Genomic DNA, 12,436 nt, shown 5'->3' on the forward strand with positions numbered 1-12,436 from the left:
TCCTTTCTTTATATTACAGCATCGTTCATTTCCGGTTAAATACTCCACCCTATACGTTTATTTCTCCTTTGAGCAGGGTAGCGTTATTGTGTTAACCTTTTAATGTAGAAAACAAAGGAGTGGTTTATTATTAATTCGGTTAATAATGAGTATTATACGCAAGAAATGGAAAAGGCAATGAACGAATATCATAAAATGAGCATTGCCGAATACGAATCGAATTTAGCAAACCGAATGAAAGTAGAGCGGGAACGCGAACGGGAATATCAAGAATCAAAACAAATCATCGCTGAAATTGACAATCAGCTTGGATACTAAAAGAACAGAAGACGGGCCTACTTGGTCCGTCTTCTGTTCTTTTAGCTTATGCCTCATTCATCATACCGCGAATTGTAAAGCCATCATTTTTAGACCATTCCGCATAATAGATCTTACTGATTTCGGTATAGCCTAACTTCGCAAGTTCTGACTTTAGCCATGTTTCACTTTTTCCGATTTTTTCTAGCGTTGTTCCTACTATTTTCCCTTCATCAATCACTAGATAGCTAAGGGCTGCTTCTTTTGGTTGGATGGAAAGCATTTCTGCTGTGACTGGTACGGATCGTTCATGCTCTAACACACTCAGCTGTCCGCTTGGCTCGATTATTCCATATTTCACTTCATTAATCGAGAAAATCCCTTGTTGCCTCAGCATTGTACGCAACTGTTCCGATTCGAGCTTATTCTTTTTCAAAGCTTTTATATCGAGTTCACCATCATGGATAATGACGGTAGGTTCTCCTTTTACTGCTGGCCTTGTTTTATCGAATTTCTGAACGATCTTTTCAATACTGTATATGAGAAGGGACCATAAGACAATAGCTGCCAATACTTGCCAAACAGTGACTTTGTCATCATAGACCGATTCTTCGAGCAAGCCTCCGAGTACAAGGATATATACAAAATCAAAAGGAGTAATTTGAGATAGTTCTTTCTTTCCTAACAAACGGACTACAATCAGTAATGCGAGTAAACCACAGATTATTTTTATTGTCATCGATGTCGCCATACTTGTTATTCACCTCTGCTTTATTCTTGTAATTGTAATACCCTTTATTGAACTAACTAATCTACTAAGTTGAATATATCGCTGCTTCCGTTTTCCACTTGGGTGACACGGGTAAGGAATACATATAAAGTGAAACTTCATTCAGTGGGGATCCTTACCGTTCCTTACCTCCCCACTGAATGTTAGTTGAATAGAATCAAGGATTTACAAATAACCAATAAAGGAGCATTCGAAAATGACGGCTGAAGTGGCAGTACTGAATAAACAAGGAATCGCAATGGCTGCAGACAGTGCAATAACAAGCGGTAGAGAAGGTGTACAAAAAGTATATAATACGGCCAATAAATTATTTTCATTATCGAAAGAACATTCAATTGGAATTATGATATATGGGGCTGGGTCCTTTATGGAAGTTCCTTGGGAAGTCATTATCAAAGCGTACCGGAATAATCTCGGGACAAAAAAGTTTCCGAATGTAAAAGATTATCTCCATGATTTCTTTTGCTTTTTGGATGAAGATGAACGGTTCAGAGATAAATATGTCGAAGAAATTATTGTGTATCGTATTTTTTCCGATAATCTAAAACGGATAGTCAAAGAAGTGGAAGAACGAATGGCAAGAAAAGAGCATATGGAGGAGGGGGTCTCGTCCGAGCGGGTTACCAACTGGCTTGGGGAAGCTACTCGTCAACTAATTAAATCCTATCAAAAAGAAGAAAATAATTTTATAGAGATGGATGAAAATGCTTTTAAAGAACGCTTTGGTTCGGTAGTTATTGAAATAATCGATGAACTGATTAAATATGATGTTCCGGCAGAACTGACAGAGCAGTTTTACAAATTAGCTTTTGAAGCTGTTCGGAAGGACTATTTCAGCGTAGGGAGTACTGGATTTGTAATTGGCGGATATGGAGAAGAAGATATTTTTCCCCGTCTATTAAATTACAGATTGGAAGGATTTATCTTTGGTCAACTAAAATATAAGAAATTAAAAGATAAAAAAATTAGTTATACGACGGATAAAGACGATGGCACAGCCACGATTACCGCATTTGCTCAAAGAGAAATGGTTGACTCCTTCATTAGTGGTATCGAACCGAATATGGAAGATCTTATATTTAATATCATTTCGGGTGTATTGAGAAATTATCCTGCAGAAATTCAAAAACGTCTAGCACTCGATTTTACAAAAGAACAAGTTAAAGACTTGGAAGTAATGGGTAGAGAAATGTATGAGTCTATAGAAAGCGCTATAACAGAATACCAGGAAAGAAATTATATTGCCCCCCTACTTGGTGTTGTCCGTTCCTTGCCAAAAGAAGAGCTGGCAGATATGGCGGAAGCCCTCGTCTCCTTGACGACATTTAAACGTAGAGTAACGAGAGCGACCGAATCAGCAGGACCGCCAATTGACGTCGCGATTATTACAAAGGGAGACGGTTTCATCTGGATGAAACGGAAGAATTACGTTGATGAGGAAATAAATGCTCATTTATAGCATTGGAAAGGAGAGAGTGACATGCTGCCTAAGGGTAATGATTCAAAGAAGAATGCTTATTTTCAGCTGCCGCCGGAGGATCGGATGGAATTTGAACTAGAGGATAAAGAGAAAAAAGAAAAAGAAATTGCCGTTGAAAAGGTCTATGATAAGTTGAAGAAAAATAAATAGATGTTACAAATGTTACAAGTAGAAAACAACTCTATTAAATGTCGTTTGTTGAGTTTAACTTTAATAAAATGTGGAATCTAAAGTAATGTACGAGCAAGAATTATCATCATGAAAGGAGTTTTTACAAATGGTTAAAAACAACAATAATGGTAAGATGTCTCGTGAGCAAGCAGGAAGAAAAGGTGGTAAAGTAACTTCAAGAAACCATGACCAAGATTTCTATGAAGAAATTGGTCAAAAGGGTGGCGAGGCTACTTCACGGAACCATGATCAGGAATTTTATGAAGAGATCGGTCAAAAAGGCGGGGAAGCTACAGCGCAAAATCATGACCGCGAATTCTATGAAGAAATTGGTCAAAAAGGTGGCGAGGCAACTGCACGGAATCACGACCGGGAATTCTATGAAGAGATTGGTCAAAAGGGAGGAGAAGCTACCTCCCGAAATCACGATCAGGAATTCTATGAAGAAATTGGTCAAAAGGGTGGCGAGGCAACTGCACGGAACCATGACCAAGACTTTTATGAAGATATCGGTGAAAAAGGTGGAAAATCTCGAGCCCGAGAGCGCCGAAACAATAATAACAACAAATAAAATTATAATACACTCCACTTAAGGTGAAAAAGCGCAGCAGTCCATTCGGTACTGTCTGCGCTTTTGACATGTTTTACATAACTTACGAACGATATCTTCTGGCAACACAAGCTTCTTTAGAAAGGCGCAGCAGTGCAGGGATAGCAACAGCATGTCGTAAAGTTGCTAAGATTACCTTAAGAAATGTGCTGTTGGTGGAAAGCTTCTACTAAGCCAAAAGAACCCCACGGCTTTAACCACAGGGGTTGTCAGTTAAATGAGAACGAGATATAGTGTATACTAGATATATATTATAGAAGAAACGGGATGATCAGTTATCATGCTGTTTTTCTTATGTATAAACAACGAGGATTGGAGGGGGAACTTTCGGCGAGAAAATAAAAATTTCGATAATGGCGAACGCTTCTGTCCGTTGGATTTAAGCGCTTATATACAATCTTATTGCAAATAGACCGAATGGGTTGATAATTAATTTGAAATGCTTTAAGATTGTAATGAGAATAGATTGAGAATGAATATCAAGTTCATCTCGGAAAACTAGAATAAGCATTTGGAGGTATTGATTATGTCAGGATCAGTTTTAGAAATCAAAAATCTTCATGTTTCCATTGAGGATAAACAAATATTAAAAGGTGTAGACCTTACAATTAAGGGCGGGGAATTCCATGCAATCATGGGACCGAACGGAACAGGTAAATCTACATTAGCATCAGCAATTATGGGGCATCCCCTTTATGAAATAACAGAAGGAAGCATTACGTTTAATGGTGAAGACGTATTAGAAATGGAAGTGGATGAGCGTGCAAGAGCAGGTCTTTTCCTAGCAATGCAATATCCAAGTGAAATCAGCGGTGTAACAACTTCTGACTTTTTACGTAGTGCAATTAATGCAAAACGTGAAGAAGGCGATGAGATTCCATTAATGGAATTCATTAAAGAACTTGATGAAACACTTGATTTCCTTGAAATTGATAAGAGCATGGCTACACGTTACTTGAACGAAGGATTCTCTGGTGGGGAGAAGAAACGTAACGAAATCCTTCAATTAATGCTACTAAAACCGGAAATCGGTATTTTAGATGAAATTGACTCAGGACTTGACATCGACGCGTTAAAAATAGTTTCTAAAGGTATTAACAAACTACGTGATGAGAACTTCGGAACATTAATCATTACTCACTACCAACGTTTATTAAACTACATCACACCGGATTATGTACATGTCATGATGCAAGGCCGTGTCGTAAAATCTGGTGGTCCAGAGTTAGCTAAGCGTCTAGAAGCGGAAGGCTACGAATGGATTAAAGAAGAGTTAGGTATCGAAGACGAAACAATCGAACAAAATGCATAAACGTTAGGAGGAGTATCATGACTGTGGAAACAAAACTGTCATTTGATAAGGCTTATGTTGAACAGTTTTCAAAGAAAAGAAATGAGCCAGAGTGGATGCAGAAATTCCGCCTGGATGCGATAGAGCAGGCTGAAAGCTTGGAAATGCCAAAGCCTGATAAAACAACAATTAGAAATTGGAACTTTACAGAGTTCAATCATGATTTCAAAACTGGTGAATCAGTATCTTCCATTCAAGACCTTCCGGAAGAATTACGTGATTTCTTTGATGAAAAGCAAGCACCGGAAAACTTGATCATTCAGCGTAATCATTCTGTTGCTTACGCTGCATTGAATAATGAATTAAAAGAAAAAGGTGTCATCTTCACTGACATCCATACTGCTATCCGTGAACATGCGGATCTCGTTCAAAAGTATTTCATGACGGAAGATGGTGTTTATGTTAGCGAGCATAAGCTGACTGCACTTCATGCCGCCCTTGTTAATGGTGGTGTATTCCTTTATATACCTGAAAACTTGCAAATTGAAACACCAATTCAATCCATTTTCTGGCAAGAAGACCCAGAAATCACACTTGTGAACCATGTACTTGTTGTTGTGGATAAAAACAGTTCCATCACATATGTGGAAAACTATCTTTCCCATAATGAAGAATATGAAACGGTTGCCAACATCGTAACGGAAGTATATGCACTCGACGGTGCTAAAGTTGCATACGGCGCAGTTGATAACTTTGCAGCTGCAACTACAACATATGTGAACCGCCGTGGTATCGCAAGCCGTGACGCAACAATTGATTGGGCATTAGGACAAATGAACGACGGAAATACTGTTTCAGAAAACGTCACTCGCCTAGTCGGCGATAACTCCACTTCCCAAGCGAAAGCTGTATCGGTTGGCCGTGGAAAACAGACACAAAACTTTACTTCTGTTATGCACCATGACGGAAAAGCTTCCGATGGTTTCATTTTACAACGTGGTGTAATGACGGAAGGTTCTACAGCAATCCTTAACGCGATTGGTAAGATTGAGCATGGTGGAACGAAAGCAAACTCTGAACAGGAGTCTCGCGTACTTATGTTAAGTGAAAAAGCTCGAGGTGACGCTAACCCTATTTTGCTTATCGATGAGGATGACGTTACAGCAGGACACGCAGCTTCAGTAGGTCGTGTTGATCCATTGCAAGTATACTACCTGAAGAGTCGTGGGTTGACTGAAGAGGAAGCGCAACGTCTGTTAATTCATGGATTCCTTGATCCTGTTGTTTCCCAGCTTCCGATTGAATCTGTGAAAAAACAATTAACACAAGTGATCGAAAGGAAAATCAACTAATGGACGTAAGAGCCATTAAAGAACAGTTTCCGATTCTGGGTCAAGAGGTGAATGGACACCCGCTCGTATACCTGGATTCCTCAGCTACTTCACAGAAACCCGTTTCTGTGATAGAAGCTGTGGCCAAGTACTACCGGGAGACGAACTCCAACGTTCACCGCGGCGTGCATACTCTAGGAACACGTGCTACCGATCAGTACGAAGGAGCACGTGAAAAGGTCAGAGCTTTCATTAATGCTAAAAGTACTGCCGAAGTTATTTTTACCCGTGGAACTACAACTGCTATTAACACCATAGCTTGGAGCTATGCGCGTGCCAATTTAAAAGAAGGCGATGAAATTGTTATCACGCCGATGGAGCATCATAGTAACATTATTCCTTGGCAACAGGCAGCTAAAGCTACTGGTGCAACTTTGAAATATATTCCGTTACAAGAGGACGGCACCGTGTCACTGGAAGACGCCCGAGAAACAATTACTCCAAACACAAAAATTGTCGCTATCGCTCATGTTTCGAACGTTCTTGGAACAATCAATCCGATCAAAGAGATTACAAAGATTGCACATGAAAATAATGCAGTTATTGTCGTTGACGGAGCCCAGGGGGCGCCACATATGCAAGTGGATGTACAAGATCTCGATGTAGATTTTTATGCATTTTCTGGGCATAAAATGTGCGCCCCAACTGGAATTGGTGTATTATATGGGAAACGCGAACTTCTAGAGAACATGGAACCAGTAGAATTCGGTGGGGAAATGATTGATTTCGTTAACCTTTATGATTCTACCTGGAAAGAACTGCCATGGAAATTCGAAGCTGGTACTCCAATCATTGCTGGTGCAATTGGTCTCGGAGCCGCAATCGATTTTCTAAATGAAGTTGGTTTAGATAATATTTTAGAACATGAGAAAAAATTGGCGGCATACGCAATAGATAAGCTGCGTGAAGTGAATGGGATTACAATTTATGGTCCAAAAGAGCGTGCTGCCCTTGTAACCTTTAATTTAGGAGAGGTCCATCCGCATGATACAGCAACCGTACTCGATGCGGAAGGAATTGCAGTTCGTGCAGGTCACCACTGCGCACAGCCGCTGATGAAATGGTTAGACGTTACGGCAACAGCTAGAGCAAGTTTCTATCTGTATAATACAGAGGAAGATGTAGACCGTCTCGTCGAAGGACTGTTAAAAGCGAAGGAGTATTTTGGTGATGTCTTATAATTTAGATACGCTTTACAGACAAGTAATCATGGATCACTATAAAAATCCGAAGAACCGCGGATTAATTGAGGGTGATTCTCTTACCGTTGATATGAACAATCCTACTTGTGGAGACCGGATTGAACTGCAACTGCAGCTTGAAGATGGCATTGTAAAAGATGCCCGCTTTGAAGGAGAAGGCTGCTCCATCAGCATGTCATCCGCATCGATGATGACCCAGGCAATTAAAGGGAAAAAGGTTGACGAAGCACTTGCGATGTCTGAACTTTTCTCTGATATGATGCTTGGAAAAGAAATCGATACTGATGGCTTTGAATTAGGGGATATTCAAGCCCTTCAAGGTGTATCCAAATTCCCGGCCCGGATTAAATGTGCAACATTGGCCTGGAAAGCTCTTGAAAAAGGTGTCCATGATCAGGGATAAGGTGTTTTGAAATATCTGAAGGAGGGTTACAACTATGGCTAGGAATATGCCTGAAATAGGAGATTATAGATATGGTTTCCGTGACAAAGACGTATCGGTTTTCCGTACGGAGAGAGGATTAACTCGAAAAGTCGTTGAGGAAATCTCCAAAATGAAAGAAGAACCACAATGGATGCTAGATTACCGCTTGAAAGCGTTGGAGCATTTCTATGCACGTCCAATGCCGCAATGGGGCGGTGACTTATCAGGACTTGATTTTGATGAGATCATCTATTATGTAAAACCATCGGAGAAACAAGGTAGAACTTGGGATGAGGTTCCAACAGAAATTAAACAGACATTTGACAGACTTGGAATTCCTGAAGCAGAGCAGAAGTATCTTGCTGGTGTATCTGCTCAGTATGAGTCTGAAGTAGTTTATCAGAGTCTGAAGGAAGATCTTCAAGAATTAGGAATCATTTTCACAGATACAGATACTGCTTTGCAGGAGAATGAAGAATTATTTAAAGAGTATTTCGGTACAGTAGTGCCATACTCCGATAACAAGTTTGCCGCTCTGAACTCTGCAGTATGGTCCGGCGGTTCCTTCATTTATGTTCCAAAAGGAGTCAAAAGCTCAACGCCGTTGCAAGCATATTTCCGTATTAACACGGAAAATATGGGACAGTTTGAACGTACGCTAATCATTGTTGATGAAGATGCATCTGTTCACTATGTGGAAGGATGTACAGCACCAACTTATTCATCAGCATCCTTGCATAGTGCAGTAGTTGAAATCATCGTTAAGAAAGATGCATACTGTCGTTATACTACAATCCAGAACTGGTCCAGCAACGTTTATAACCTTGTTACGAAACGTGCAACTGTAGATGCGAACGGAACAATGGAATGGATTGATGGTAACTTAGGATCGAAATTAACGATGAAATATCCTTCTATTCTCTTGAAAGGTGAAGGAGCAAGAGGTAATACACTATCGATTGCGCTAGCTGGTAAAGGACAATTACAGCATGCTGGTGCAAAAATGCATCACTTAGCACCGAATACATCTTCAACGATTGTATCGAAGTCCATTTCCCGTAATGGTGGTAAAGTTTCTTATCTTGGACTTGTTCACTTCGGACGTAAAGCGGACGGAGCACGTGCGAATATCGAGTGCGATACATTGATTATGGACAATGAGTCTACATCTGACACAATTCCATACAATGAAATCTTAAATGACAATATCTCACTTGAGCATGAAGCGAAAGTATCCAAAGTTTCCGAAGAACAATTATTCTATTTAATGAGTCGTGGCTTAGATGAATTCGAAGCAACAGAAATGATTGTTATGGGCTTCATCGAACCATTCACAAAAGAACTTCCAATGGAATATGCAGTTGAAATGAATAGACTGATCAAATTCGAAATGGAAGGCTCTATCGGATAATTTTAAATAAAACATCCCCGTCACAGATATGTGGCGGGTTTTTTGTGCGTTTGGCAGCACATCGAACTAATCGCTGATAGCCTCTAACACGTCGTTGTGGCGAAAGTGTCTAGCTGAAAAGCAGCAGTGCGTGGTCGTGGGGCAATGTCGGAGGGTTTGAAGGGACAGGCGACATCAAACCCAAACCCATGCTGGTAGAAGCGGATAACCTTGCACAAGAAGGGAATATCCCATAATCGATACGGATTCCATTAGTTATGAAGGCTGGTTTCGGGGGAAAGTTCGGTGGCATGACCCGAGGAGGTCTTACTGTCTCTACTCCGTGGTAAACCTTAGGTAAGTCTGTGATGGACAAGCCAAGCTTATGGATAGTAAGAAGTAGAGCAGGGAATAGTAATGAAAAGGCCCACTGGAAAAGTTGCAAAAGTGAGTGACTCCGTATGATAAGTAGAAAATGGTGTGCTTACTCTATTGTTGTACGGGAAATTATAAATAAAAAGATGATAATAACTTGAGTTACTTGTAATGGCATGTTCTGAATAAGCTTTTTTTGTACTGTACCCGCTAAAATTGTGGAGTTTTTCAAGTAAATAGTGTATTTTAGTATGATGGAGAATGTCGAAGGAAATTACACTATTAGGATGATGATTAAGTTATGAAGAATATATGGGATATTTTTAAAACAGATTTAAATAATATACGGAAGAAACGTGCTGCAATCATCGTGATTGTAGCTCTAATGATTTTACCTTCCATGTATGCGTGGTTCAACATTTTACCTTCGTGGGATCCATATGCCAACACGGAGAATGTTGCGGTAGCAGTTGTGAACCTGGATGAGGGCGCGGAGGTAGAAGGAGAAACGGTCAATGTCGGGGATGAGGTTGTCACAAACTTAAAGGATAATAAGAAGCTAGGCTGGCAATTTGTTGATGAAAAGGAAGCGAAAGAAGGTCTTGAAAAAGCGGATTATTATGCGTCTATTACGATTCCGTCTAATTTCTCCGAGAAATTAACGAGCGTTCTGGATGATAAACCCGAAAAGCCTGTATTGGATTATTATATTAATGAGAAAGTGAACGCCATTGCTCCGAAAATTACGAATGCAGGGGCAACTGGTATTGTGGAAAGTGTCCATCAAGGATTTATTAAAGTTGCCAATGAAGCGATTTTTACAGCATTCAATGAAGCCGGAATTGAACTGGAAGCGAACAAAGAAAGCATTGAACGCTTAAGGGATGCCATCTATCAGTTAGAAGAAGACATGCCTGAAATTGAGCGACTTTTAGGTGTTGCGGGAGATGATTTAGACAAAGCGGAAGATGCGAGCGAAAAAGCGCATGAAGGTGTTAAGAAAGCAGAAGAAGTGAGTGTACAAGTTCAGGCACTTAGTGAAAGAGCTAAGGAGATTCTTAATGAAACTGATAAGTATGTAGACGAATATGTTCCCATTGTTAAAAATGATTTAACAACAGCACAAAAAGTTATCAAAGAAGTTCCAGGGGTAATTAGTCAAATATCCGAGAAAGAAGATTCTTTTGATGAAGTTGTAACAAAAATAGAAAATAGCACAGGAAAAATCGATCAAGGAATCGAAGTCCTGCAGTTATTGGAAGAAGCGTTGAAAAATGCGGATGAAGAAGCAACCAACGGCAACCAAATCGCCAATCTTGTTGCCCAATTAGAAGAAGACAATGAACGGCTCGAAAAAGCGAAACAAGATCTGCTGGCTACGATTGATGTCATCGAAAATGCACCAGATAACGGGGAAGATGCACCAAGTGAAGATGAGAAGTCTTTAGAGCAGTTAAAAGCGATGGTAGAAATTATCGAAGCTAGACAAGCAGCAATTCAGCATGCAATCGAGGCAAGTAAACAAGTTGAAGAATCTATTGCAGATGGTATTTTCCTTGACGGAGTTGATAAGGTTGCGGGTTATGAAGAAGATCTAAGACAATTCAAAGATGAAGTGCTTGCAAAAATTACTGCAGCTAAGGAAGGGAAAGCAAAACTAGCCGACGTATTAGATTATATAGAGGAACACGCTTTACGAATTAATACAACCATTAATGATTTATTAACATTTATCGATCAAGATTTAATGCCAACCTACAATAAAGAAATGAACACGGCCCGAAATGCAATTCATGAAGCAGATAAAAAAATAGAAAAAGTCACTTCCTACTTTCCGAAAGTAGAGGAAATTTTAAATAAAGTTGATGCAGGAATCGGTACAGGAAAAAAAGAGTTGGACAAAATTCAATCTGTTTTTCCTGAAGCGAAAGAGAAATTATTTAGTTTAGCGAAGAAAACGAGGGAATTAGAAGCTAAAGGAGATCTCGAAGAACTGATTGACTTTCTACGGAATGATCCGAACGCAAAGGAAGAATTCTTCGCAGATCCAATCATTCTTCAGGAACACAAATTATTCCCAATTCCGAACTATGGATCAGGCATGGCTCCGTTCTTTACGACACTCTCCCTCTGGGTTGGGGGGCTGATCCTCGTTTCTACTTTGATTGTTGACGTACCGAATAAGCATAAATACAAGGGCTATGAAGCATATTTCGGCAGATTTATAACATTTTGGTTGATTGGACTGGTACAGGCTTTAGTTGTCACTTGCGGTAATTTGTTCTTGCTTGAAACATTCGTTGTACACAAATTCCTATACGTTCTATTTGCTTTTCTGATCAGTACAGTGTTTATGGTGATTATTTATACATTTGTCTCCGTCTTTGGAAATACGGGCAAAGTGATTGCGATTATCTTGCTCGTTATGCAACTCGGAGCGTCGGGGGGTACCTTCCCAATCCAGACAACACCGCAATTCTTCCAAACAATCCACAAGTTTATGCCGTTTACGCATGGATTGGGCTTGTTAAGGGAAGCGACAGGTGGAATTGTTTGGTCCGTCGTGCTCACCCATATCGCTTGGCTTGTCGGTTTTATGATCATCTTCTTGTTTATCGGTATTAAACTAAAAGAAACAATAAATAAACGAAGCGATAAGTTCTTAGAAGAAGCACGTGAAAGTAAAGTTATTTTATAATGAAAAACCCGCCATTTTTAGTGGCGGGTTTTTCCTCATTGCATAGCGTCCTATAAAATATAAATGTTGTGCATAACTTAGATATCCAGGGCTAGCCACGTCCGCTCTGCGCCCAGCAACTATCAAACTTCACACTCCTCCAATCGATAAAGAAGACTTGCCGAGCGGTCTTTGTGAGGCTTAGTCGCCCTTATACCCTTGTGGTGAAAGCGGGCATCAACTCAAAGAGAAAAGGAAGGCCGACTAAGAACGGGCCAAGGCCCAACTCACGTCTACCCTAAAGGGGCATGTTTCCTTTATCTCATTCCGTAAAGGGG

At 40.1% G+C, this 12,436-nt stretch carries 11 protein-coding genes; 10 read left to right on the plus strand and 1 reads right to left on the minus strand.

Features of this window, described 5'->3' with window-relative positions:
- Nucleotides 1–177: 177 nt before the first annotated feature.
- Nucleotides 178–318 (plus strand): YuzK family famiily protein, encoded by a 141-nt coding sequence (locus IEX94_RS13515; RefSeq protein WP_194461812.1) that lies wholly within the window; start codon nucleotides 178–180, stop codon nucleotides 316–318.
- 46 nt (nucleotides 319–364) lie between these two features.
- Here the strand turns inward: IEX94_RS13515 and IEX94_RS13520 are convergent, their stop codons facing one another.
- Nucleotides 365–1,048, minus strand: a complete 684-nt coding sequence (locus IEX94_RS13520; protein WP_188858231.1) for a DUF421 domain-containing protein — start codon at nucleotides 1,046–1,048, stop codon at nucleotides 365–367.
- A 235-nt stretch (nucleotides 1,049–1,283) separates the two neighbouring features.
- On the opposite strand from IEX94_RS13520, the gene IEX94_RS13525 reads away from it, so the two are divergent.
- From IEX94_RS13525 to IEX94_RS13565, 9 genes are all read left to right on the plus strand, one after another.
- Nucleotides 1,284–2,546 (plus strand): hypothetical protein, encoded by a 1,263-nt coding sequence (locus IEX94_RS13525; protein WP_188858233.1) that lies wholly within the window; start codon nucleotides 1,284–1,286, stop codon nucleotides 2,544–2,546.
- A gap of 21 nt (nucleotides 2,547–2,567) precedes the next feature.
- Nucleotides 2,568–2,717 (plus strand): hypothetical protein, encoded by a 150-nt coding sequence (locus IEX94_RS13530; RefSeq protein WP_188858235.1) that lies wholly within the window; start codon nucleotides 2,568–2,570, stop codon nucleotides 2,715–2,717.
- 127 nt (nucleotides 2,718–2,844) lie between these two features.
- On the plus strand, nucleotides 2,845–3,309 hold the full coding sequence (locus IEX94_RS13535) for a KGG domain-containing protein (protein ID WP_188858237.1): 465 nt from the start codon (nucleotides 2,845–2,847) through the stop codon (nucleotides 3,307–3,309).
- A 565-nt stretch (nucleotides 3,310–3,874) separates the two neighbouring features.
- Complete coding sequence (gene sufC, locus IEX94_RS13540; protein ID WP_156856685.1) at nucleotides 3,875–4,660, plus strand: Fe-S cluster assembly ATPase SufC; 786 nt, start codon at nucleotides 3,875–3,877, stop codon at nucleotides 4,658–4,660.
- Nucleotides 4,661–4,677: 17 nt separating this feature from the next.
- A complete protein-coding gene (gene sufD, locus IEX94_RS13545) occupies nucleotides 4,678–5,991 on the plus strand; it encodes a Fe-S cluster assembly protein SufD (RefSeq protein WP_188858240.1) in 1,314 nt (437 codons plus the stop codon).
- Nucleotides 5,991–7,211, plus strand: coding sequence for a cysteine desulfurase (locus tag IEX94_RS13550; RefSeq protein ID WP_188858242.1), 1,221 nt, complete (start codon nucleotides 5,991–5,993; stop codon nucleotides 7,209–7,211). Before sufD ends, IEX94_RS13550 begins: the two co-directional genes overlap by 1 nt.
- Nucleotides 7,201–7,635, plus strand: a complete 435-nt coding sequence (sufU, locus tag IEX94_RS13555; protein ID WP_156856688.1) for a Fe-S cluster assembly sulfur transfer protein SufU — start codon at nucleotides 7,201–7,203, stop codon at nucleotides 7,633–7,635. Before IEX94_RS13550 ends, sufU begins: the two co-directional genes overlap by 11 nt.
- Before the next feature lie 34 nt (nucleotides 7,636–7,669).
- Nucleotides 7,670–9,067: a Fe-S cluster assembly protein SufB gene (gene sufB / locus IEX94_RS13560; protein WP_156856689.1), complete on the plus strand. Its 1,398-nt coding sequence runs from the start codon at nucleotides 7,670–7,672 to the stop codon at nucleotides 9,065–9,067.
- 655 nt (nucleotides 9,068–9,722) lie between these two features.
- Nucleotides 9,723–12,119: a YhgE/Pip domain-containing protein gene (locus tag IEX94_RS13565; protein WP_156856690.1), complete on the plus strand. Its 2,397-nt coding sequence runs from the start codon at nucleotides 9,723–9,725 to the stop codon at nucleotides 12,117–12,119.
- The last annotated feature ends 317 nt before the right edge of the window (nucleotides 12,120–12,436 follow it).

It is taken from the genome of Oceanobacillus indicireducens (genome assembly GCF_014647195.1).
GTDB classification, from domain to species: domain Bacteria; phylum Bacillota; class Bacilli; order Bacillales; family Amphibacillaceae; genus Oceanobacillus; species Oceanobacillus indicireducens.

What these genes read in the sequence shown, in the direction of transcription:
- IEX94_RS13515 (WP_194461812.1), top strand. Translation starts at nt 178, where the DNA reads ATGAACGAATATCATAAAATGAGCATTGCCGAATACGAATCGAATTTA.
- IEX94_RS13520 (WP_188858231.1), bottom strand. Translation starts at nt 1,048, where the DNA reads ATGGCGACATCGATGACAATAAAAATAATCTGTGGTTTACTCGCATTA.
- IEX94_RS13525 (WP_188858233.1), top strand. Translation starts at nt 1,284, where the DNA reads ATGACGGCTGAAGTGGCAGTACTGAATAAACAAGGAATCGCAATGGCT.
- IEX94_RS13530 (WP_188858235.1), top strand. Translation starts at nt 2,568, where the DNA reads ATGCTGCCTAAGGGTAATGATTCAAAGAAGAATGCTTATTTTCAGCTG.
- IEX94_RS13535 (WP_188858237.1), top strand. Translation starts at nt 2,845, where the DNA reads ATGGTTAAAAACAACAATAATGGTAAGATGTCTCGTGAGCAAGCAGGA.
- sufC (WP_156856685.1), top strand. Translation starts at nt 3,875, where the DNA reads ATGTCAGGATCAGTTTTAGAAATCAAAAATCTTCATGTTTCCATTGAG.
- sufD (WP_188858240.1), top strand. Translation starts at nt 4,678, where the DNA reads ATGACTGTGGAAACAAAACTGTCATTTGATAAGGCTTATGTTGAACAG.
- IEX94_RS13550 (WP_188858242.1), top strand. Translation starts at nt 5,991, where the DNA reads ATGGACGTAAGAGCCATTAAAGAACAGTTTCCGATTCTGGGTCAAGAG.
- sufU (WP_156856688.1), top strand. Translation starts at nt 7,201, where the DNA reads ATGTCTTATAATTTAGATACGCTTTACAGACAAGTAATCATGGATCAC.
- sufB (WP_156856689.1), top strand. Translation starts at nt 7,670, where the DNA reads ATGGCTAGGAATATGCCTGAAATAGGAGATTATAGATATGGTTTCCGT.
- IEX94_RS13565 (WP_156856690.1), top strand. Translation starts at nt 9,723, where the DNA reads ATGAAGAATATATGGGATATTTTTAAAACAGATTTAAATAATATACGG.